The sequence below is a fragment of the Winogradskyella sp. SM1960 genome (assembly GCF_020179375.1).
Taxonomy (GTDB): domain Bacteria; phylum Bacteroidota; class Bacteroidia; order Flavobacteriales; family Flavobacteriaceae; genus Winogradskyella; species Winogradskyella marina.
This window is the reverse complement of the sequence record NZ_JAICBG010000006.1, coordinates 18,265-41,774: the sequence shown is the minus strand read 5'-3', so window position 1 is coordinate 41,774 and position 23,510 is coordinate 18,265. Positions and strand designations below refer to the sequence as shown.

The 23,510-nt window shown below is 35.8% G+C and carries 21 protein-coding genes; 10 read left to right on the top strand and 11 right to left on the bottom strand.

Annotated features, from left to right (window positions below; all coding sequences use genetic code 11):
* Positions 1 to 9: 9 nt before the first annotated feature.
* From K1X16_RS13950 to K1X16_RS13940, 3 genes are all read left to right on the top strand, one after another.
* The gene (locus K1X16_RS13950) at positions 10 to 1,329 is read left to right on the top strand and encodes a dihydrolipoamide acetyltransferase family protein (RefSeq protein ID WP_225036844.1); all 1,320 of its coding nucleotides are present in this window, start codon (positions 10 to 12) and stop codon (positions 1,327 to 1,329) included.
* Positions 1,330 to 1,452: 123 nt separating this feature from the next.
* The gene (locus K1X16_RS13945; protein ID WP_225036843.1) at positions 1,453 to 2,520 is read left to right on the top strand and encodes a branched-chain amino acid aminotransferase; all 1,068 of its coding nucleotides are present in this window, start codon (positions 1,453 to 1,455) and stop codon (positions 2,518 to 2,520) included.
* Between the two features lie 522 nt (positions 2,521 to 3,042).
* Complete coding sequence (locus K1X16_RS13940; RefSeq protein ID WP_225036842.1) at positions 3,043 to 5,181, top strand: thiamine pyrophosphate-dependent enzyme; 2,139 nt, start codon at positions 3,043 to 3,045, stop codon at positions 5,179 to 5,181.
* An 82-nt stretch (positions 5,182 to 5,263) separates the two neighbouring features.
* Here K1X16_RS13940 and K1X16_RS13935 read toward each other — a convergent pair whose 3' ends face one another.
* The 5 genes from K1X16_RS13935 to K1X16_RS13915 all read right to left on the bottom strand — a co-directional run bounded on the left by K1X16_RS13935 (position 5,264) and on the right by K1X16_RS13915 (position 10,340).
* A complete protein-coding gene (locus tag K1X16_RS13935) occupies positions 5,264 to 5,455 on the bottom strand; it encodes a cold-shock protein (protein WP_179339703.1) in 192 nt (63 codons plus the stop codon).
* 127 nt (positions 5,456 to 5,582) lie between these two features.
* Entirely contained in the window at positions 5,583 to 7,484 is a 1,902-nt protein-coding gene (locus tag K1X16_RS13930; protein WP_225036841.1) for a SulP family inorganic anion transporter, read from the bottom strand.
* Between the two features lie 125 nt (positions 7,485 to 7,609).
* A complete protein-coding gene (locus K1X16_RS13925; RefSeq protein ID WP_225036840.1) occupies positions 7,610 to 8,161 on the bottom strand; it encodes a DUF4136 domain-containing protein in 552 nt (183 codons plus the stop codon).
* A gap of 17 nt (positions 8,162 to 8,178) precedes the next feature.
* Positions 8,179 to 10,179, bottom strand: a complete 2,001-nt coding sequence (locus K1X16_RS13920) for a urocanate hydratase (protein ID WP_225036839.1) — start codon at positions 10,177 to 10,179, stop codon at positions 8,179 to 8,181.
* 2 nt (positions 10,180 to 10,181) lie between these two features.
* Positions 10,182 to 10,340 (bottom strand): DUF5522 domain-containing protein, encoded by a 159-nt coding sequence (locus K1X16_RS13915; protein WP_195871399.1) that lies wholly within the window; start codon positions 10,338 to 10,340, stop codon positions 10,182 to 10,184.
* Between the two features lie 114 nt (positions 10,341 to 10,454).
* On the opposite strand from K1X16_RS13915, the gene K1X16_RS13910 reads away from it, so the two are divergent.
* The 4 genes from K1X16_RS13910 (at position 10,455) to hemL (ending at position 13,893) form a co-directional block, all read left to right on the top strand.
* Complete coding sequence (locus K1X16_RS13910) at positions 10,455 to 10,778, top strand: hypothetical protein (RefSeq protein ID WP_225036838.1); 324 nt, start codon at positions 10,455 to 10,457, stop codon at positions 10,776 to 10,778.
* 82 nt (positions 10,779 to 10,860) lie between these two features.
* Complete coding sequence (locus tag K1X16_RS13905; protein ID WP_225036837.1) at positions 10,861 to 11,766, top strand: 1-aminocyclopropane-1-carboxylate deaminase/D-cysteine desulfhydrase; 906 nt, start codon at positions 10,861 to 10,863, stop codon at positions 11,764 to 11,766.
* Between the two features lie 3 nt (positions 11,767 to 11,769).
* Positions 11,770 to 12,603: a glucosaminidase domain-containing protein gene (locus K1X16_RS13900; RefSeq protein ID WP_195871396.1), complete on the top strand. Its 834-nt coding sequence runs from the start codon at positions 11,770 to 11,772 to the stop codon at positions 12,601 to 12,603.
* Positions 12,604 to 12,606: 3 nt separating this feature from the next.
* Entirely contained in the window at positions 12,607 to 13,893 is a 1,287-nt protein-coding gene (hemL, locus tag K1X16_RS13895; RefSeq protein WP_225036836.1) for a glutamate-1-semialdehyde 2,1-aminomutase, read from the top strand.
* A gap of 51 nt (positions 13,894 to 13,944) precedes the next feature.
* Here hemL and K1X16_RS13890 read toward each other — a convergent pair whose 3' ends face one another.
* The 5 genes from K1X16_RS13890 to lysS form a co-directional block, all read right to left on the bottom strand.
* Positions 13,945 to 14,295, bottom strand: a complete 351-nt coding sequence (locus K1X16_RS13890; protein WP_225036835.1) for a hypothetical protein — start codon at positions 14,293 to 14,295, stop codon at positions 13,945 to 13,947.
* 108 nt (positions 14,296 to 14,403) lie between these two features.
* On the bottom strand, positions 14,404 to 14,877 hold the full coding sequence (locus K1X16_RS13885; protein WP_225036834.1) for a Spy/CpxP family protein refolding chaperone: 474 nt from the start codon (positions 14,875 to 14,877) through the stop codon (positions 14,404 to 14,406).
* Positions 14,878 to 15,092: 215 nt separating this feature from the next.
* On the bottom strand, positions 15,093 to 17,585 hold the full coding sequence (locus K1X16_RS13880) for a zinc-dependent metalloprotease (RefSeq protein WP_410530023.1): 2,493 nt from the start codon (positions 17,583 to 17,585) through the stop codon (positions 15,093 to 15,095).
* A gap of 86 nt (positions 17,586 to 17,671) precedes the next feature.
* The gene (locus K1X16_RS13875) at positions 17,672 to 18,925 is read right to left on the bottom strand and encodes a fibronectin type III domain-containing protein (protein ID WP_225036832.1); all 1,254 of its coding nucleotides are present in this window, start codon (positions 18,923 to 18,925) and stop codon (positions 17,672 to 17,674) included.
* 157 nt (positions 18,926 to 19,082) lie between these two features.
* Positions 19,083 to 20,771, bottom strand: coding sequence for a lysine--tRNA ligase (gene lysS, locus K1X16_RS13870; protein ID WP_225036831.1), 1,689 nt, complete (start codon positions 20,769 to 20,771; stop codon positions 19,083 to 19,085).
* Positions 20,772 to 21,035: 264 nt separating this feature from the next.
* On the opposite strand from lysS, the gene K1X16_RS13865 reads away from it, so the two are divergent.
* From K1X16_RS13865 to lipB, 3 genes are read left to right on the top strand one after another with little or no spacing between them, the layout of a single operon-like run.
* Positions 21,036 to 21,194, top strand: a complete 159-nt coding sequence (locus tag K1X16_RS13865; RefSeq protein WP_092446701.1) for a YqaE/Pmp3 family membrane protein — start codon at positions 21,036 to 21,038, stop codon at positions 21,192 to 21,194.
* 39 nt (positions 21,195 to 21,233) lie between these two features.
* Entirely contained in the window at positions 21,234 to 21,998 is a 765-nt protein-coding gene (locus tag K1X16_RS13860) for a hypothetical protein (protein ID WP_225036830.1), read from the top strand.
* Positions 21,999 to 22,010: 12 nt separating this feature from the next.
* A complete protein-coding gene (gene lipB / locus K1X16_RS13855; RefSeq protein ID WP_225036829.1) occupies positions 22,011 to 22,721 on the top strand; it encodes a lipoyl(octanoyl) transferase LipB in 711 nt (236 codons plus the stop codon).
* Here the strand turns inward: lipB and K1X16_RS13850 are convergent.
* On the bottom strand, positions 22,718 to 23,452 hold the full coding sequence (locus K1X16_RS13850) for a YoaK family protein (protein WP_225036828.1): 735 nt from the start codon (positions 23,450 to 23,452) through the stop codon (positions 22,718 to 22,720). The genes lipB and K1X16_RS13850 overlap by 4 nt on opposite strands.
* Positions 23,453 to 23,510 lie beyond the last annotated feature (58 nt).

Here is a 23,510-nt window from a genome sequence, read left to right as displayed (position 1 = left end):
GATTAAGAAATGAAAGATAAAGAGAGATTCCCACTTTCATGGGAATTGAAGATGCCCAGAATGGGTGAAAGTATTACTGAAGGAACCATCATCAATTGGTTAATTTCCGAAGGAGATACTTTCGAAGAAGGCGACATCATCCTAGAAGTAGCAACGGATAAGGTTGATAACGAAGTTCCAGCACCAGCATCAGGAACATTAAAAGAAATATTGTTTCAAGCCAAAGCTGTGGTTCCCGTTGGAGAGGTCATGGCAATTCTTGAAGTTTCAGAAGACATAAAATCTTCAAATAAGAAACCTGTCGTTTCGAATGAAAGTGAGAAATCACATAAGCCAAAGAAAGAGGTGAAAAGACCAAAACAAGTTCCGCAAGCTTCAAATTCATTTTCAACATCAAATTCAAACACCTTCTTCTCGCCCTTAATCATTTCAATAGCAAAAGAACATCATATCAGTTTTGAAGAATTAGCAAGAATTCCCGCAACAGGACACGACCATAGATTACGAAAAAGCGACCTCTTTCAATATATCGAAGACGGAAGACCCTATAAATTTGCACAACCCATTGTGGAAAAAGACCCAACCGCCTATCGAATTCCACAGTTACAATTCGATAAAGGCAAAGGGAAAGTCATAGAAATGGACCGTATGCGACAAATGATTGCGGACCACATGGTGTATTCAAAACATACATCGCCTCACGTCACCGCTTATGTGGAAGCCGATTTAACTAACATGGTCAACTGGCGAAATGCCAACAAAGTCGCTTTTCAAGAAAAGCATGGCGAACGCTTAACCTTTACACCATTATTTGTGGAAGCCGTAGCCAAAGCCGTAAAAGATTTTCCAAATATCAATGCTTCTGTAGATGGAAATAATATCATCGTAAAAGAAGATATAAATATTGGTATGGCAACCGCATTACCAAGCGGAAACTTAATTGTTCCTGTAGTCAAAAATGCAGACACCAAAGATTTAAAACAAATTGCCGCTAACGTCAACGAATTGGCTGGAAAAGCAAGAGAAAATAAGTTAGCAGGCGACGATATAAAAGGAAGCACCTTCACTATTTCCAATGTTGGAACTTTTGGAAGTGTCATGGGTACACCAATCATCAACCAACCCGAAGTGGCGATTCTCGCATTGGGAATCATCAAAAAACGACCAGAAGTTATCACCACTGAAAAAGGCGATGAAATTGCCATTAGAAGTATGATGTATTTATCATTGTCTTTTGACCACAGAGTTGTCGATGGCTTTTTAGGAGGAAGTTTTGTACGCAGAGTTGCTGACTATTTTGAGCAATTTGATATCAACCGAAAAATATAAAAATAAACGTCACTTCGAGTGATTCCGATTTTTTATCGGAATTGTATCGAGAAGCCATCAAAAGTTCTCGATACTAAATTTCAGAAAAAGAAATTTCACTCGAACTGACGAAAACTAATAAATATGAAACCTAACATTTCAATAACTAAAGTAGAAGAATCTAGAGTAGACACGATAGACTTCAATAATATTCCATTAGGAACCACCTTCACGGACCACATGTTTATCTGCGATTATAATAACGGCACATGGGAAAACCCAAGGATTGAGCCTCTAGCATTAATCCCAACACATCCGGCAGCAATGGCTTTGCATTACGGACAAGCTATTTTTGAAGGCATGAAGGCCACTGTTGATGAAGATGGAAACCCTATGCTTTTTAGACCCTCTAAAAATGCCGAAAGATTAAATTTTAGTGCAGATAGAATGGGAATGCCATCATTTCCCGATGATTTATTTGTAGAAGGTTTAAAGCAACTTGTCGATTTAGAACGTAATTGGATTCCGCCACAAGACGGAAGCGCCTTATATTTAAGACCTTTTATGTATGCCGACGAACCTTTTATTGGAATGCGAGCCGCAACCCATTTTAAGTTTATTATTATGGCATCGCCAGCAGGTCCATTTTTTACGAAGCGTATTAAGCTGTGGGCAGAAAACAAGTATATCCGTGCCGCTTCAGGTGGAACAGGAGAAGCTAAAGCCGCAGGAAATTATGCGGCTGCCATACGACCAACCGAATATGCAAAAGCCAAAGGTTACGACCAGGTCTTGTGGTTAGATGCCGTGGAGCACAATTATATTCAAGAAGTTGGTACTATGAATATCTTCTTTAAAGTCGATGGTAAATTCATCACACCTCAACGCGATGGTTCAATTTTAGATGGTATCACAAGAATGAGCGTCATGGATATATTAAGGGATAAAGGTTTTGAGGTCACAGAACGCGCCATCACCATTCAAGAAATTCGGGATGCGGCGATTGATGGTCGATTAGAAGAAGCCTTTGGCACCGGAACTGCCGTAGGAATTGCCTATATTCAAGAAATCGCTATGGGCGAAAAGACCATTCATGTATCCGATGAAAGTCCGGTTGGTTTAGACGTTAATAATACTTTAAATGCCATTAAAACCGGAAAAGTGGACGATAAATTTGGTTGGATGGTTAAAGTGGAAAACGAATTGGTTTAACCTGCAAGGTTTTAAAAACCTTGTAGGTTTATTTTCAATTTAAATAAGTAGGACGAAAATTTAGTGTAGTTGGGCGTTACTTTTTGCTCATACCTGCCAGGTTTTAGAAACCTTGCAGGATCGCAAAAAGTCGGGCTTTCGGCAGTCGCTTTTTTTGAGAAAAACAAAAAAGAGCTTCAACAAATGCCTCAATCCCTAACGCAAAACACCCCTAAAGTCCCCTCAAGGGGACAATTGTTACCAATTAACTTTATAGGATTGTCCCCTTGAGGGGACTTTAGGGGTGTAAAAAATATAATTTTATGGTTACGGATAATGAGAACCGTTCAACATCGAAAAGACCTGTCAGGTTTTTAAAACCTGACAGGTCTAAAAAACAACCTCAGTGTATCTCTGTGTAAACTCAGTGAAACTCTGAGTAATAATTTTAAAATAAATTAATAGCATCATTCTTAACGAAGGCGAAATGTCTCATCAAGAGATTGCCACGTCCTTCGTCCTCGCAATGACAGAACGATTAATATGAAGAAACAAATATTAAAAAAAGGATTCTCAAAACTCTGCACTGCAAAAGCAATGGCAGAATTATACGAAGCTAATTTTAAACAAGTCTCAAAATATGTACATGCCACATCTCGTGGTCATGAGGCTATTCAAATTGCATTAGGTATGCAATTATTACCTCAAGATTATGCCTTTCCGTATTATAGAGATGATGCTATGTTGTTATCATTTGGGTTAGAACCCTATGATTTAATGCTACAACTATTAGCCAAAAAAGACGACCCGTTTTCAGGTGGAAGGACCTATTATTCGCATCCTAGTTTAAAAGATGAGGATAAGCCAAAAATTCCACATCAATCATCGGCAACAGGCATGCAAGCGATTCCAGCCACAGGAGTTGCTATGGGATTTAATTACCGCGAAAGCGGTAATCTCTTCGCGGATGAAAACCAAGAAAATGGCAAAGCACAAAACACAAAAGAAAATTTAGGAATCGAATATGATTCTTCTGTTCATTCAGAAGATTCCCGCGTTCGCGGGCATGCACCACTTGTAGTCTGTTCCTTAGGCGACGCATCAGTAACCGAAGGCGAAATAGCAGAAGCCTTTCAAATGGCAGCTTTAAAACAAATGCCAATCTTATATTTAGTGCAAGATAACGGTTGGGATATATCTGCGAATGAAGGCGAAACTAGAGCCCAAAATGCCTTTGAATATGCAAAAGGATTTCACGGTTTAGAAGCCATTTCAATTGATGGTGCTAATTTTACAGAAAGTTATGAAGCTGTCGAAAAAGTTATAAAAACGATACGTGAAGAACGACGACCATTTTTAGTACACGCCAAAGTACCATTGCTAAATCATCATACTTCTGGTGTGCGCATGGAATGGTATCGCGATGATTTGGAGGAAGCGCGTTCTCGCGACCCTTATCCAGTTTTAAAACAACAAATGCTGGATGCAGGTTTTTCAGAAGACGAAGTTTTAGCTATTGAAAATTCCGCAAAGGAAAAGGTGCAATCGGACTACGAAAAAGCGTTACAAGCCGAAGACCCAAAACCAGAAGATTTATTTACTAATGATTTTGCACCAACGCCAATCACAGAAGAAAAAGGTACACGAGCACCAGAAGGCGCAGAAAAAGTAGTGATGGTAGATTGTGCATTATTTGCGGTTGAGGAACTCATGAAAAAACATAAAGAGTGCTTACTCTATGGCCAAGATGTTGGTGGACGATTAGGCGGTGTATTTAGAGAAGCCGCTACTTTAGCGCAAAAATTTGGCGACGACCGCGTTTTTAATACCCCAATTCAAGAAGCCTTTATCGTTGGAAGTACCGTTGGCATGTCTGCTGTAGGCTTAAAACCAATAGTCGAAGTTCAGTTTGCGGATTATATTTGGCCTGGATTGAATCAACTGTTTACCGAAGTGAGTCGAAGCTGTTATTTATCTAATGGCAAATGGCCAGTTTCTATGATTCTTAGAGTGCCAATTGGAGCTTATGGTAGTGGTGGACCTTACCATTCATCTTCTGTAGAATCTGTAATTACCAATATTAGAGGCATAAAAATTGCTTATCCAAGTAATGGAGCAGACTTAAAAGGCTTATTGAAAGCGGCTTATTATGATCCAAATCCGGTAGTGATTTTAGAACACAAAGGCCTGTATTGGTCTAAAGTTCCAGGCACTAAAGGAGCCACATCTATAGAGCCATCTGAAGATTATGTATTACCATTTGGGAAAGCTTGGCTGCTTCAAGAAATCTGGAAACAGGATAATGTAGAAACTATCACCATTGTCACTTACGGTATGGGCGTGCATTGGGCTATGAATGCTTCTGAAGAATTAGGTATGAAAGACCAAATTGAAGTGATTGATTTGCGAACGTTATTTCCATTAGATGAAGACACGATTATGACATCGGTTAAAAAAACAGGAAAATGTTTAGTAGTTACAGAAGAGCCTTCCAACAATAGTTTTGCTCGCGCATTATCTGGGAAAATTCAAGAGGAATGTTTTAAGTATTTAGACGCACCTGTTATGACTATTGGAAGTGAGAATATGCCAGCTATTCCTTTAAATTCTACATTGGAAGAAACGATGATTCCTTCAACCGAAAAAGTAAAAGCTAAAATTGAAACCTTGTTGAATTATTAAATTCTCAGGGGTTTGAATCAAATAAAAAAGCCTATCCGGTTTGGATAGGCTCTATTTCTTAAAAAGATTGTAAGATATATAATTATATAACTTTTACATTAACTGCGTTTAATCCTTTTTTTCCTTCTGCTAAATCGAATTCTACATTATCACCTTCTCTAATCTCATCGACTAAACCAGAAATATGTACAAAATGCTCTTTACCGTTTCCTTCTTCTGTTATGAATCCAAAACCTTTAGAGTCATTAAAAAATTTTACTGTACCAGTACTCATATTAAAATATATTAAATTAAGCTGCAAATATAATGTAATTAATTGAAATTCAATTAATTTAAGTCGCTTATTTTAAAAATGACTTAACTAACTCAGTTTGAATGTTTAGTTCGTTTACACTTGAAGTTTAAACATTATACTCTGATAATGGTTTTGTAAATCTTTCAGGATCGGCTGCTAAATGATAGCGTGGATCATCAATGGCTTCAACTATAACATCTTTAAATTTAGGACTGGCTTTATACAATAAAATTTTACAATCTTCACTTAGGTGCTTTAGTTTTATAGTTTTTCCTTCAGCTTGATATTTTTCGACAATAATAAAAATAGCTTCAATGGCAGAATGGTCTGAAATACGGGCTTCAACAAAATCTATCTCTACATTGTCAGGGTCATTTTTAATATCAAATTTTTCATTAAAAGCAGTAATACTTCCAAAGAATAATGGTCCCCAAATTTCATACGTTTTAGTTCCGTCTTTTTGAATGCGTTTACGTGCCCTAATTTTCTTAGCATTCTCCCATGCAAAGGATAAAGCTGAAATAATAACACCAACAAAAACAGCAATAGCTAAATCGAAGAAAACAGTTACCACCGAAACAATAACCAGTACAACAGCGTCTGATACAGGTATCTTTTTCATAATTCTAAAACTAGACCAAGCAAACGTGTCAATGACCATCATAAACATAACACCAACTAAGGCTGCAATAGGAACTTGTTCTATGTATTTATCTGCGAATAAAATAAAAGTCAATAGGGTAATTGCCATCATTACACCAGACAAACGACCTCGTCCTCCTGCATTAATATTAATTACGGTTTGACCTATCATTCCGCAGCCACCAGTTCCTCCCAAGATACCACTGACCATGTTACCTGCGCCTTGAGCGACGCATTCTCTGTTTCCATTTCCTCTAGAGTCTGTTAGTTCGTCTACAAGATTCATGGTCATTAATGTTTCTATAAGGCCTACCGAAGCGGCTAAAAAGGCGTAAGGGGCAATAAATTTTAGAGTGTCTAAATTAAAGGGTAGATGACTCCATAGCTCACTAAGGTTAAGTTTACTGGAAAGTTCGTCAAATCCATTTAAACCTGCTCCGCCACCATCTCGTATAAAGTCTCCGACATTGATAGAATGAAGTCCGCCGAAAATGGAGATTAACGTTACAATTAAGATGGCTGTTAATGCAGCAGGCATTTTTTTTGTTAGTTTAGGTAAACCCCAAATTATGAACATGGTGAGTAAGACTAAACCAATCATTATATAGAGTTTTTCGCCTTCCATTGTAGATTTTACAACTCCATTATCTCTTACCGAATAGAAGCCATTATCTTTTATATTAAAAACAACTTGTTTAGTGTCTATATCATAAACTTGATTGTCTGCTATAATAAAAACACGCTCACCTGTACTGATATTAGTTACTGTGTCTTCATTTATTGAAAATATTTTGGTGTCAGAAATTAAATCTCTAACGGAATTATCACTTACATTGTAAACCAACTCTTTAGATTCGGTTTTGCGCATGTTTTGACCGAAAATATCCTTAGTATTTTCTTTAAACATTCCGAGTTGCGCCAAGAAAATGACAATAGCTAATCCGTTTACAAAACCCAGCATTACAGGATGGGGAATTAAACGTACAAATTTACCAAGTTTAAAAACGCCTGCTAAAATTTGAATGAGTCCCATTAAAACAACGGCTGCTAGTAAATAAAAATAACCCATGTTGTCTACAGGTGTGTCAAATAATAAACCTTTAGCATGTCCTTCTTGAATCATGTGAACAAAAATAACAGCAACAGCTCCTGCGGCTCCAGAGATTAAACCAGGTCGTCCCCCGAATAGGGCTGATACAATTCCTATTATAAAGGCCCCAAACAGTGCAACAATCGGACTAATTTGCGCGACAAATGCGAAGGCAACAACTTCAGGAATCATTGCTAATGATACTGTAACACCAGCTAGAATATCATTTTTTGGGTTTTGAGTAAAGTTTTTTAGGGTGTTTTTCCCAAATTTCATAATATATACTTTTAAAAGGCGGCAAAGATAGATTATTTAGATTTAAGATGTAATGTTATAGAGTTTAGCCCATAAAAAAAGCACCAGTTTTAAACTAGTGCTTTTTTTTTGTGTAATAAAAGTTGTTATTTCTCTGGAGGAAATTGCTCCAACATTTTAGATACAAACTCTTTAATACGAGCTTCTTTTTTCTCGGGGTTATTGGAATTTAGACTTCCAGTTCCGGAGCCTTGCCAAATTAATTCTTTTTTTGCGGTATCAATAAGGTCTATAAATAGCATTCCTTCTGTTGTAGTAGTTACCTGATTGTTGTTGTTCCAACCAGATCTCCAACCCCAACCGCCATAGCCTCCCCAGCCCCAAGCTCCATAGCCCCAAGCATTGTTGTAAACATCTACGCGTTGGTTAGATTTGGTAAACATGCTAACTAGCATATCTGGGTTTTCTGATTTCGTATAACCTTTAGCCATCAGTTCAGCTTCAATTGCTCTTAGAATTCTTCGCTTATCAATGTCGTTAATTTCTGCTTTATCAATACCAGGCTTAAAAAAAGCAAAGGTTTTGTAATTATCAAAATTAGCTTCTCTATCGTAATCAGCGGCAACTTTTACAGAGCTGCAAGATGCTAATCCAATTAATAAAAGAAATATTGGAGTAAGTTTGAGTAGTTTTTTCATAATACCTTTTTTTAAAATTATACGTCATTTAATAAGCTGTCATCAACGAAATTTGGCAAAGTGACTTTTAAGTTAGGTTCGATTTCCATAGCGCGTTTTATTGCAAAAACGGCTCCTTCGTTTCTAGCCCAGCTTCGTCTTGAGATACCGTTGTTTACATCCCAAAATAGCATTTGTTTTAATCGCTTTGATGCTTCTTTAGTACCATCAAGAACCATACCAAAACCACCGTTTATAACTTCTCCCCAACCAACGCCTCCTCCGTTATGAATACTGACCCAAGTGGCTCCTCTGAAGCTATCTCCAATCACATTATGAATAGCCATATCTGCTGTAAAACGTGAACCATCATAAATATTACTGGTTTCTCTATACGGTGAATCTGTACCTGAAACGTCGTGATGATCCCTGCCTAAAATAACATTACCTATGACTCCGTTGTTTATGGCTTGGTTAAAAGCTTCTGCTATTTTCATACGGCCTTCAGCATCTGCATATAAGATTCTTGCTTGTGATCCGACAACGAGTTTATTGTCTTGAGCTCCTTTTATCCATTGAATATTATCAGCCATTTGTTGCTGAATTTCTATCGGTGAATTCTTTTTTATGCCTTCAAGAACCTTACAAGCAATGTCGTCTGTTTTTGCTAAATCTTCAGGTTTTCCAGAAGCACAAACCCAGCGAAATGGTCCAAAACCATAGTCAAAACACATTGGTCCCATGATATCCTGAACGTAACTTGGGTATCTGAAATCAATTCCATTGTCTGCCATAATATCTGCACCAGCTCGAGACGCTTCTAATAAAAAAGCGTTACCATAATCGAAGAAATAAGTACCTTTTGCGGTATGCTTATTTATGGCGTTGGTGTGACGACGCAAGGTTTCTTGAACTTTCTCTTTAAACAATTCGGGATTATTTGCCATCATTTTGTTGGCGTCTTCAAAAGAGATGTCAACAGGATAATAGCCTCCTGCCCAAGGGTTGTGTAATGAGGTTTGATCACTTCCTAAATCGACATGAATATTAGCCTCTTCGAATTTTTCCCAAACGTCTACAATGTTTCCTAAATAGGCAATTGAAATGGTTTCTTTTTCGGCTTTAGCTTTATTAACGCGATTTACAAGTTGGTCTAAATCTGTTATTTTTTCATCAATCCAACCTTGATCTAATCGTACTTGAGTGATTTTTGGATTCACTTCAGCACAAACAGTAATACAGCCTGCAATATTTCCTGCTTTTGGTTGTGCTCCTGACATTCCGCCTAATCCCGACGTCACAAACAAATTACCTTTAGGTTCTTTTTTTATTTTTCTAAAGCCATTAAGCACAGTAATAGTTGTACCATGTACGATGCCTTGTGGTCCAATATACATATAACTTCCGGCAGTCATTTGTCCGTATTGCGTTACGCCTAAAGCATTAAATTTTTCCCAGTCGTCTGGTTTAGAATAATTGGGAATCATCATACCGTTAGTGACGATAACTCTTGGTGCTTCTTTATGTGATGGAAACAACCCCATAGGATGTCCAGAATACATGGTTAAAGTTTGCTCATTAGTCATTTCCGCTAAATATTTCATGGTTAAGCGGTATTGTGCCCAATTTTGAAATACGGCTCCATTACCACCATAAGTTATTAATTCATGCGGATGTTGTGCCACGGCATAATCTAAGTTATTCTGAATCATAAGCATTATGGCTGCTGCTTGGTTTGATTTAGCTGGATATTCAGAAATTGGTCTGGCATACATTTTATAATCTGGTCGTAGACGATACATGTATATTCGGCCATAAGTATCTAATTCATGTTTAAACTCAGGCAATAAGGTTTTGTGGTCTTTTTTATCAAAGTAGCGCAAGGCATTTCTAAGCGCTAACTTTTCTTCTGCCGCGGATAAAATTGCTTTACGTTTAGGAGCATGATTTATTGAAGCATCATAAGGCTTTGGCTCTGGTAATATATTTGGAATGCCTTCTAGTATTTGGTCTTTGAATGAATGTTTTGTAGTATGCATTACTATTTTTTTAAAGTCTTTTTATTGAAACCATACGGACAATGTCTGCAGCCGCTCTCGCAACAATATCCACGTTTTAAATGGTATTGCTCTGTGAAGCAACGATAACCTTCTGGTGTTAGGTAGTAGTCTCCGTCTTCAATGGGAACGTATTTTTTCATATCTAACAAAGATAATGTAAATTCGAGTAAAAACTTCTTGACCTAGTTAAGGTTTCCTATTAGCTGTCATTCTTATGAAATTGAGAATGGTTTGATTTTTGAAGTGAGTAAGTTGTGATATTAATTTCAAAATATATAGTGCCCAAAGGGTATATCGGAATTACGCTATTTCCATTTGTGTTTTTAAAATCTAAAGATTTAAAAGGGGACAAGGTGCTTTTAAATCATGAGAAAATACATTTGAGACAACAACTTGAGTTGCTTATTATTCCATTTTATGTAGTTTACATGTTTGAATTTCTAATGCGATTAATTCAATATAGAAACTGGCATATAGCCTATAAAAATGTTTCTTTTGAGCGTGAGGCTTATGCTAATGAAAAAGATTTTGAATACTTAGGATCTCGTCCTTTTTTTAAGTTTAGAACTTATTTTTAATAGAAGTCTTTAAGTATTGTTAAGGTTAGCTGTTTTAGTAGAGAAATAGAATAGGGTTACTTATTTTTACACTAAAAAGAATTTGTTACACAATCCCATTCATAATCAGAAAATAAGTATTGAGGGTTCTTCTATTGACATTGTAATTAAACGCGAAGATGAAATTCATCCATTTATATCTGGTAATAAGTTTCGTAAATTGAAGTATAATGTTGAAGCTGCAAAAGCGTGTAGTGCAAAAGTGTTACTAACTTTTGGAGGTGCATATTCCAATCATATTGCCGCTGTTGCCGCTGCAGGGAAAACATATGGTTTTAAGACCATCGGTGTTATTAGAGGTGAAGAATTAGCTGATAAAGATTCTATGAATTCAACCTTAGGCTTTGCCAAAGAACAAGGGATGGAATTTCATTTTGTTTCAAGAACGGCTTATAGGGAAAAAACATCTAAAAACTTTATCGAAAACTTGAAAGGTAGGTTTGGCAAGTTTTATTTAATTCCCGAAGGCGGCACAAATGACTTAGCCGTTAAAGGCTGTGAGGAGATTTTAACAGATGCTGATAAATATTTCGATTATATCTGTTGTCCAGTAGGTACAGGAGGAACTATTTCTGGGTTAATTAATGCTTCTAAAAGTCATCAGAAAATATTAGGTTTTCCTGCGTTAAAAGGTGATTTTTTACAAGAAGATATTTGTAAATTTGCAACTCAAAATAATTGGGAATTAGTAACAGATTATCATTTTGGTGGTTATGGTAAAATAAAGCCGGAATTGATTACGTTTATTAATAGGTTTAAGAATGATTATAACATCCCTTTAGATCCAATATACACAGGTAAAATGCTGTTTGGGATTTTTGATTTAATGGCGCGTGGGTTTTTTCCGAGCGATTCAAAACTACTAGCCATTCACACAGGTGGTTTGCAAGGTATAGCAGGCGTTAATAATATTCTGAAGCGTAAAAACCACCCTTTAATTGAAGTATAAAACATGAAGTTTAAATATCTAATCTTATTAGTTGCTGTATTGGCAATGAGTTGCGGTCCTAAAAAAGGAATCGTTACTAAGAAAAAACGAAGTAGCACTAACAAAACTGTTGTTGTAAAAGAGCGCAAAGAAGAGGTTAAAACGTCTGAAACTAATACACCTGTAATAAAAGAAAATAAGGCTCCAAGTAGTGTTGAGGTTTATATTGATTTATATGCCGAAATTTCTAAAAATAAAATGCGAACGCATAAGATTCCGGCAAGTATAACCTTGGCTCAAGGTATATTAGAGTCTGGTGTTGGAAAAGGTCGTTTAGCCGTGAAGGCCAACAATCATTTTGGTATTAAATGTCATGGTTGGACAGGTGCTAAGATCTACCATGATGATGATAGGTCACAAGAATGTTTCCGAAAATACCCAAAAGCAGAAATGTCTTATGAAGATCATTCTGAATTTTTAACAGGGCGAAGTCGTTATGCTGGCTTATTTAAGCTCAAACAAGACGACTATAAAGGTTGGGCAAGAGGCTTAAGAGCTGCAGGTTATGCAACAGATAGAAAGTATCCGCAAAAATTAATTAGTTTAATTGAACGCTACGAACTTCATAAATATGATGATGAAGTCCTTAATGGAACAACAACCAAATCAACACGAAATTCGACTACAATAATAGAAGGCACACCGAAAGGCTCTTCTAAAAAACACACCATAGTAAAAGGTGATACCTTGTATTCCCTTTCAAGGTTATATAAAACTACTGTGGACGCTATAAAAGCTAAAAACAATTTAAAATCGAATGACCTAACTATTGGTCAACAACTTATTATTCCAAATTAATTTATGTTATATCAAAGAAGTAGTGCTTTATTTAAAGAGGCTCAAGAGGTAATTCCTGGCGGTGTAAATTCTCCAGTTAGGGCGTTTAGTGCTGTTGGTGGAACTCCTATTTTTGCTAAATCTGCAAAAGGTGCTTATGTGTATGATGAAGACGGAAACCGTTTTATAGATTATATAAATTCTTGGGGACCTATGTTATTGGGTCATGCATTTCCTCCAGTGGTTGATGCTGTTGTTGAAAAAACAAAACAAGGCACGTCTTTTGGAATGCCAACGGCGATTGAAACAGAGATTGCAGAATTAGCAGTTTCTATGGTTCCAAATATTGATAAAATTCGTTTTGTGAATTCGGGAACAGAAGCCTGTATGAGTGCAATTAGATTGGCAAGAGGGTATACAAAAAAGGATAAAATCATAAAATTTGCTGGTTGTTATCATGGTCATAGTGATTCCTTTTTAATTGCAGCAGGAAGTGGAGCTGTAACTTTTGGAACTCCAAATAGTCCAGGTGTAACGCAAGGCACAGCAAAAGATACACTTTTAGCGACTTATAATGATCTTGAAAATGTAAACGATTTAGTAGATTCTAATAAAGGGGAAATTGCCGCTATTATACTAGAACCTATTGCTGGAAATATGGGGTGTATTCCTCCTATTGATGGTTTTCTTGAAGGCTTAAGAGCGATTTGTGATGCGCATAATATCTTATTAATATTCGATGAGGTTATGACGGGGTTTAGACTCGCAAATGGAGGCGCACAAGAACTTAAGCAAGTTAATGCTGATATTGTGTGTTTTGGAAAAGTTGTTGGTGGAGGTCTTCCAGTTGGTGCGTTTGCAGCCAGAGATGAGATTATGAATCATTTGGCTCCGCTGGGTCCTGTTTATCAAGCTGGAACTTTAAGTGGAAATCCGTTAGCGATGGCTGCAGGATTAGCGATGTTAAAGACGATTAATTCAGATAAGGGCTTAATGAATAGGCTAGAGGAGAAAACAAAATATCTTCACAATGGCATTGCTGATGCGCTTAATAAAAACAATGTAACACATACGATCAATAGAATAGGTTCTATGATTTCTGTTCATTTTTCAAAAGACGCTGTTGTTGATTTTGATTCAGCCGCTAAAGGAAATAATGATACGTTTAAAAGGTTTTTTCATGGTATGTTAAACAAAGGTATATATATTGCTCCAAGTGCTTTTGAAACTTGGTTTATAACAGACGCTTTAAGCTATGAAGATTTAAACGAAACAATAGCAGCAGTAGAAGATATAGCAAAAGATTTGTAAATAAAAAAGTCTCGCAAATTGCGAGACTTTTTTTATAAAAATATAGTGTATTTAACTTCTTGAAAACTGTTTGTAGCGTTCAAATTGTTCTGCACTTAAAATAGTTTTCATTCTAGTTTCTAAATGCGCGCTTATCGCTTTAGTCTTTTCTTTTTTATAGTCGGCCGTTTCCTTTTGGCTTTTAATTGCGTAACTGGAGCGAATAAATTCTTGTTGTGCTTCATAAATTTGATCTCTTTGAGTGTTATCAAACTTAACAAACTGTCTTAAAGCTTCAGTTTTTTCAGCAGCTTCAGTATTAACCTTTTGTGCGGTTTCTAATTTACTGTTTTGAGCTACAGCGGTTTGAGTGCCAAGAAATAGTGCAAATACAAATAAACAAAGTGTAATTATTTTTTTCATTATGGATGGATTATTTAATAATTGGACACTAAAGTAACAATTTTATTCAATAAAATGAAAAAGTATCGCTTAAGCGATACTTTTTATTCTTGAAATACGTCTGAGTTTTTATTTCTTAGTGCGTTGCTTATCATGATTTCTGTCTCTTTTGTGAGCGCGCACACCTCTTTTTTTGTTTTTTCTAGGTGTCATTTTTTCAAACTTGGCATATTGTTCTTCGGTTAAAATAGATTTCATTTCACGCTTCATTTCTATTTGTGCATCTAATCTTTCATTTTGTCTTTTAACCATTTCTTGTTGTGATGGTTTTTCACGCTTTTCACCTTCTTTAGGTTTGTTTTTGTCCCTTAAGTGTTGCCTGTCAGTAGCGTTATCTAAAATAAGTTTGTGTACCTTCTGTTGTTGTCCGTCTGTTAAATCTAATTTTAAAGTTAAATTTTTAGATTTTAAATCTGCAATGTCATTAGGAGTCATTTGTGCTCTTAATTCAGATCGGTCTTTTTTGTCTTTTGTTTGTTTTTTTTTCTGAGCCATACCATTTATTGTAAATAGAGCTAAGGCGATTACTAATACTTTTTTCATGTCTTTTATGTTTTATGTTATACTGTTTAGACCAATGATTCTTAGTAAGGTTTAATCTTAGAATAGTTTTTAACAGATGCTTTAACATTTAATGCCTATGTCTATTGACTTAAGTGTTGTTTGTTATGGTGTGAACTTTTAATCGCATACAGAGGGTAATAAAAAAAGGCCTCAATATAAATTGAAGCCTTTTTTAAACTGTGTTTCTGTTTAGATTACTTAGGATCTAAAATAAGGTTAATACGCTCAATAGCATCAGCAATATGAATTCTACTCATAGCATCTCTACCACGTGAAGAACGTAACTGACTGCGTAAGGCTGTTAATTCAGCTCTAACAACCGCTCTAATATCAGATTGGCTAGTATTTACAGGTGTAAATTTAACATAAGAAGAACTAGATCGTCTGCCCGGCGTTTGGTTTTCTGCCGTCATTAGATACTCTAATCTGTCAATGTGTGCTCGTTGTAAATTACGTCTGTATGTGTCTATTGCTTTTCTTGTACGTAGTTCACTCCAAACTCCTGCGCGTAAATCACTCATCATATCTGGTAAGGCATACGCATTGTTATCATACGTGCTAGCTTCGATAAGACGTTGCATTTTACCTAAACTCATTATGTTGTTAAGTGTTCTAGATTGCATTGCTCTAACACGTTCTACAGAACCTGTAAACTCAATTCGGTCAAATATGTCTTTGTCAATTAACCATTCTGGTGTTTCAAATAAGTGCTCTTGAATAAAAGCCATAGCTTCTTTCTGGTGGTCTTTTGGTACAGCCGTATAAACAGCTCCTTCTTGGTCAGCCGTTTTATAATTTTCATATACACCTCCAATATTATTAGAAACGTGTCCCATATAACGATTAAATTGAGATACTACATGACCATACATTTCATCTAAATCTTCATAATCTTCACCAGCTTCAGTAGTCCACTCAATTAAGTTTGGCACAATACGTTTAAGGTTTTTAATTCCGTATTCACTTGCTAGCATCGCATTATCTCCTAAGTCTTCAGTTTGAGAACTTGGATCAACGACATCTCCAGATTGTTGATGACCAAAACGATACAGAGGATCGCCAGCATGCTTCATTATCCATTCGTTAAGAATTGGCTTCTCTTCTTCAGCAGTTTTATCTAAAATAGGTCTGTAACCCCAAGAAATAGCATATTTATCATAAATTCCGATATCTGGCATTAGAGCTACACCTTCATCACCTGGTTGTGCAATGTAGTTAAAACGCGCATAATCCATAATAGATGGTGCTGTTCCAAATTCTTTTGTAAATTCTGCATCACGCAACTTCTCTACAGGGTAAGCAACACTAGATCCCATGTTATGTGGTAAACCTAAGGTGTGACCAACTTCATGAGACGATACAAAACGAATTAAACGCCCCATAACTTCATCTTTAAATTGTGGGCTTTGTGCTTCTGGATTAATGGCAGCCGTTTGTACAAAGAACCATCCACGTAGTAAAGACATTACGTTGTGATACCAGTTAATGTCGCTTTCTAAAATTTCACCAGTTCTTGGATCACTAACGTGAGGTCCGTTTGCGTTTGGAATAGGAGACGCTAAGTAACGTACTACTGAGTAACGTGCATCTTCAGGACTCCATTCTGGATCTTCTTCTACCGTTGGAGGATCTTTAGCAATGATTGCTTCTTTAAATCCTGCAGCCTCAAATGCTACTTGCCAATCTTCAATACCTTGTTTAATGTATTTTTTCCATTGGTCTGGAGTCGCTCTATCTACGTAATAAACAATTTGCTTTTTAGGGACTACAAGTTCACCTCGTTTGAATTTTTCAATATCTTCATCTTTAACTTCTAACCTCCAACGGTCTAGGAATACTACAGATTTACTTTTTTGATCTTTTAATCCATAATCTATTTGGTTACTTGTAAACCAACCTACACGTTCATCAAAATAACGACGTTTCATCGGAACGTCTGGTAGTAGGATCATAGAATTATTCATCTCAACAGAAATACTTCCTGTGCTTGAGTTAGAAGGAGGATTTCCGGCAGTATATGTTTTTACATGACGTGCTTCAATGTTTCTTGGGTAACTTTTTATCGATTCAATGAATGACTTATCACTTTCAATACGCGATATTTTATGAGTCGATCTACCACGTTGTGGAATACCTAAAGGCTTTACGTCTTTTTGAAATAATGGCGAAGCATCTATGACTGTACTTGTTGAGTCTTTACCAAGCGCTGCAATAGGAAACGTAAATAAAACAGGTTCAAAATTAGAGTTTACAACGGCTTCACTTACAGGAAGTGAATCTGCTGCAACAACATTGTGAGATACAACTCTAAGTACTACTTTCTTGTCTTTTCTCTCCCAACGCAATACTTGTTCGTTGGTTTTTCCACCACCAAAACCAAGGCCTGATGCGGTTTTAGCAATACGTGTAACCATTAACATTTCTCTGTTAAAAAGAGAATCTGGTATTTCGTAAAAGAATTTATCATCTACAGTGTGTACTGTAAATAGACCTTTATCACTTTTTGCATCTTTGGTGATGACTTTGTTGTACGGTTTTGGATCGTTTTTTCCAGGTTTTTTAGCTGAAGGTTTTGCCATGGCAGTGGCATCTTTACTTGATTTTCCGGCTTTTTTTGCTGTAGAGCAAGAAAATGCAAGAAAGGCAGAAACTACAAAAAGTAGTTTGAAGGATACATGTTTCAAAATAGTTAGGTTTTAAATTTCGTTGAAAATACGTATTCTATTAAGAATATGTTAATACAAAAACCGATTTTAGTATTTCTTTAACGTCCCTATTCTAGGGTCTCTAAGTAAGATTGAATGAGTGCTACTCCTTCTGTATGCATCATTGAGGTTCCTATGTATGGCATGCTTATACCATCTAAATAAAATGAAATTCTATAATCAATACTAAAACTTTGCTCTACAATATCGCTGTTTTCTAATCGTGTTTCAAAAGCGAGATTTAAAGTAGACTCATCTTCACAAGAGCCTCCAGGAATATGACAATGCGCACAGTTAATATCTATATAAGCTCTCGCTCTGTTTTCTAAACTTTCGTTGTCATCTTCCCAATTTGGCAAGCTTCTTACGTTGCCACTATGGCTTACACCTGTTAATTGAGAGTTAGCTATAAATTGATCTAATTGATTAACTCCATTAATCTCAAAATTCATAGATCGTAATTTCGGTCCAATAGGAATAATTTCATCGTTGTTACCATGGCATGTAAAACAATCTGTATTTGATGGAATTTTGTACGTTGTGGTGTTGCTATTACCTTCGGTGTCGATCCAAGTAACAGGTAGTGAGCTGCCTCCTAAATCTAAAATCGCTTCGGTTTGGGTGTCGTTCCATTTATAATCTCCAGTTTCCCAAGTTCCATTAAGCTTCATTAAAATACGTGTTTCAATAATGTGTCTTCCTAAGGATAAATCGCGCTCATCGTTATTGTAATAGAAGGTTTTCGCAATAACCGTATTGTCTGGGAAAATAGGTAATCCATCGCCATCATACTCCATACTTGTACCTTCTGGTAATGCTATGATACGTTGTTTGTGTGCGTAATCTGAAAACAAGGTGGTGCTAAGGTTGTACTCAAATCCTTTTGAGGTAATATTTAATTCACTTAAATCGCCTGTAAATAAATTTAACTCCGATAGATTTGTTCTAAATTCTGTAACAACATTGGGAACTAAAGTTGTAAAACTAAATACAGCTGTATGTAAGCTTGTGTTGCTTGAGCTACAGATCGTTTGAATATAAATATCGTAAGTTGTATTTGGTACTAAATCCGTAAGTTGAATGTTTGTTTCTGATGTTGAAATCGTTGTTCCATTACCTATTATAAATCCTGAAACACCATACTCTACAGTGTAAGTGGCCGAAGTGTTTGCCGCGAGCCAATTGATTGTGGCAGAATTATCGGTTATTGAATTTGATGATATGTTTGTTACAGTGTCGCAAACAGGAACAAGGTCTCCGTCGTCGTTATTACATGAAAATATGAGAATAGCAAAAAGTGATAAAGTGAATAGGTTTTTCATGTGTAAATCAGAGATTTAGTTTGGTTTGTTTAAGCTAATTTACAAAAAAGATATAAAGCCTTGCTTTATTATCATTTTAAGAATGCAATCTTCATCTTATAAAAAAAGGAACTACCTCTCGATAGTTCCTTTTTTTTTGCTTGATGTTTTGCAGCTATTATACGAGCTCAACAAATAGACCATCATCGGTCTTTTCAACTTTAGTTAAGCCGTGTTTACCTAAGCCTTTAAGGCCTTTATCCCAACCTTTATTGCTTAAACCTGCTTGCGATTTAAGTACTGTTAAGTCCATGCGTTTTTCAGTTTTTAAAACTTCTAAAATCGCCTTTTCGTTATCACTTAAATCTACTTTTTTCTTCTCTGGTCGCATTTGAGGAAAGAATAAAACTTCTTGAATACTCTGATTGTTGGTTAAGAACATAATTAAACGATCCATACCAATGCCCATTCCAGAGGTTGGTGGCATGCCATATTCTAAAGCACGTAAAAAATCGTGATCTATAAATTCAGTAGCCTCATCATCCCCTTTTTGTGCCAGCTTTAATTGGTGCTCAAAACGCTCGCGCTGGTCTATTGGGTCATTTAATTCAGAATACGCATTCGCAATTTCTTTACCACATACCATCAACTCAAAACGCTCAGTTAATTCTGGGTTGTCTCTATGCTCTTTACATAGCGGACTCATTTCTTTTGGATAATCGGTAATAAATGTTGGTTGAATATAATTGCCTTCACATTTTTCACCAAAAATTTCATCAATCAACTTGCCCTTACCCATGGTTTCATCAACCTCAATATGCATGTCTTTGGCAGCTGCTCTTATCTCATCTTCAGATTTATTGTAAATATCAAAGCCTGTGAATTCTAAAATAGAATCGCGCATGGTAATACGCTTATAAGGCGCTTTGAAATTGATTTTATGTTCACCAAAAATAGCTTCTGGTGTACCGTTTACAGCAATAGCACAATGCTCTAGTAACTGCTCACAGAAATCCATCATCCAATTGTAATCTTTGTACGATACATAGATTTCCATTGCTGTAAACTCCGGATTATGCGTTCTGTCCATTCCTTCATTTCTGAAGTTTTTAGAAAATTCATAGACACCATCAAATCCACCCACGATTAAACGTTTTAGGTATAACTCGTTTGCAATTCGCATGTATAATGGAATGTCTAAACTGTTGTGGTGTGTAATAAACGGACGTGCCGCAGCTCCACCAGGAATCGGTTGTAATACAGGTGTTTCAACTTCAAAATAACCAGCCTCATTAAAAAACTGACGCATGGCATTAAACAATTTTGTACGTTTTACAAACACTTCTTTAACGTGTGGATTTACCGCCAAATCAGCATAACGTTGTCTGTAACGTTGTTCGGGATCTGTAAACGCATCATAAGTTTTTCCGTCTTTTTGCTTAGGAAAAGGTAATGGTTTTAAGGCTTTACTCAATAATTTAAAATCTTTAACCATAACGGTTTTTTCTCCAACTTGTGTTGTGAAGAGTGTTCCTTCAATACCAACAAAATCACCTAAATCTAGTAATTTTTTAAAGACATCATTATACTTCGATTTGTCTTCACCAGCACAAATTTCATCGCGATTAAAATACACTTGAATACGACCTTGGCTATCTTGCAATTGTGCAAAAGATGCTTTTCCTTGAATGTTAATTGCCATTAAACGACCAGCTATAGTCACCTGTTTACCTTCTTCGTAGTCAGATTTTATCTGTTTGGAAGTGTGATTAACCGGAAATAATTCCGCTGGATAAGGGTTGATCCCTAAAGCTCTAAGCTTTTCTAACTTTTGGCGTCTTACCAATTCTTGTTCTGAAAGTTGCATTCTTGTTAATTTTTAAAGACTTATTTGTTTTTAAATAAGCAGATGCAAAATTACAATTTTTACAAAAATTAAAGTGCACCTTTTTAGTTTGATTTTTAAAGCATAAAATTTTCTGTAAAAGTGCCGTTATTTTGAATGGTTTATAAGGTGTTTTGTGATGAGAACGACATCAAAAAAAAGCCAATTAATACAAATGATTAGTGAATTTTGTAACAGTTTAATGCTATTTACGTCTTATAAATACATCAAATCAATAAACATATTATGAGTATCTGGCGCGTTATCCTTTCAATCATCTGTCCACCTTTAGCTGTTTTAGATAAAGGCTGTGGCTCAATTCTAATCACCTTTTTATTATGGCTCTGCGGATGGGTACCTGGCGTTATTGCAGCTTTGGTTATATTGAATAATCCTGAGCGATAAAAGTCTTACCTTTGTAGCCTTAAATACTAAAATATTACTATGAAAAAGTGTCTTACACTACTTATGTGTGCTGTGTTAATATCGTTTACAAGTTGTCAATTTTCTGAAAACATTTACGTCAATGAGGATGGTAGTGGTACCGTGAAATTCTCAATGGATGCATCAGAAATGATGGATGTGTTAGAACAATTAGGGGAGAATGCTGCTGACGAAATGGGCAAAGCTGTAGATTCAACAATTGTTTTTAAAGACTTTTTGGTAAAGTACAAGGATAGTATATCTAAGTTATCATTAGAGGAACAGGAGAAAGTAAAAGCTATGGAGGATTATACGCTTCATATGGTTATGGATCCACATGAAAAGAAGATGTTTTTTGATATAGAAACAGATTTTGATAATGCCAATGAGTTGCGCGATATGTATAAAGCCATGAATAATTTTAATAGTTTAAAAGGAGATGAAACGGCGAGTGATAATTTACCATTAAGTCCTTTTTCTAGTATGGGGAATGAAGGCTCTACTTTAGTAAGTTACTCATACAATGGTAAGGTTTTTAAAAGAAATGTTGAGATTATTGATGTAGAAAAACATCAAAAATCTTTAGATAGTATAGATAAATCTGCTTTGATGTTGGGTTCGTCTAAGTATGTAGTTAACTACCATTTCCCTAAACCTATAAAGTCCTTTTCAAAAGAAGGTGCAATGTATAGTGAAGATAGAAAAACGGTCACTTATACAGTTGGATTTATTGCAATGCTTAAGGATCCAGAAATATTAAATTTCGAAGTTGTTTTAGAAGATTAAAAACTAATTATTTTGAATAAAACGATACAACTTCAGGATTTAGGAATTAAGGATTTTAAGGACACTTGGGATTATCAAGAAACACTCTTTAAAGCCATTTTAGATACTAAAATTAAGAATAGGAGAGAGGATGCTGGTTTAGAAACCGCTAACCATTTTCTATTTGTCGAGCATCCGCATGTCTATACTTTGGGGAAAAGTGGCGACTTATCTAACTTATTGCTTTCAGAGGAACAGCTCGCAGAAAAAGAAGCGACTTTCTACAAAATAAATAGAGGTGGAGATATTACCTATCATGGTCCAGGGCAAATTGTGGGTTATCCGATTCTGGATTTAGATAATTTCTTCACCGATGTTCATAAATACTTACGGTTTTTAGAAGAGGCTATCATTCTTACTTTGGCTGAATATGGCTTAAAAACAGAACGTAGTCCTGGTGAAACAGGGGTTTGGCTAGGTGTTGGAACACCTTTTGCTCGTAAAATTTGTGCGATGGGAGTGCGAGCGAGTCGTTGGGTAACTATGCATGGTTTTGCCTTAAATGTCAATGCCGATTTAGGGTATTTCGACCATATTATTCCTTGTGGAATTAAAGGTAAAGCAGTAACAACGCTTAATAATGAATTAGGAGTCGACAACGTTGATGAAGCTGAGGTAAAGCAGAAAATTTTAAAACACTTTTCAGAATTGTTTGAAGCTGAGTTTATAAAATCAAAACATTAGTTTCTTTGCTTATATTTTCGCTTTGTTCTGATGTAGCCATATCTTAAATCGTCATAAAATAGACTTATGATTAAGATCAATGCAGCCACTAAAAGGGCGTTTAATTCGAAATTTAATTTTGAATACAGATAGCCGCCAATTAGGCCTCCAAAAAAGAAAAAGCAAATTATTGAAATTCTGAGTTTGATAGTCGCTAATATTTGGGTTCTGTTATGGTGATTCGCAGGGAAACATAATTGGGAAAGCTCAATTCCTAGATCTGTAAATAAGCCTGTTAAGTGTGTTGTTCTAACGACTGCATTTGATATTTTCGTTACCAAAGAGTTTTGGAGTCCCATAGCAAAGAGTAGCGAACAAATAATGATATCAGGGTAGTGTAGGGGTGTTATGTTGCTTATAATAGCAATGATGACTAAAATAAGAACTTCAATTAAGGTAGGGAGAACAAAGACATTCAACCGTTTGTTTTCTTTAAATTTCTCGATGAGATAACTTGAAAAGAAAGAACCAAAAAGAAAGGATAAAATGTACAATAGAAAAATAGTGCCTTTCCAAAATTCAAAGTTAGCGACATCACTAATAAAAAGCGCAAAATGACCCGTAACATTAGTGGTTAATTGATGAAATGCTAAAAACCCGGTAACATTGACAATGCCAGCAACAAAAGACAATATAGTAGCAATCCGTAGATTGTGTAATAGTGTTCTGCTTTTACCTTGATGTCGAAACATGAATTTAGATTTAGAAAATCAAATTATGTGCTATTTACGAAAAAAAATACTCATTATG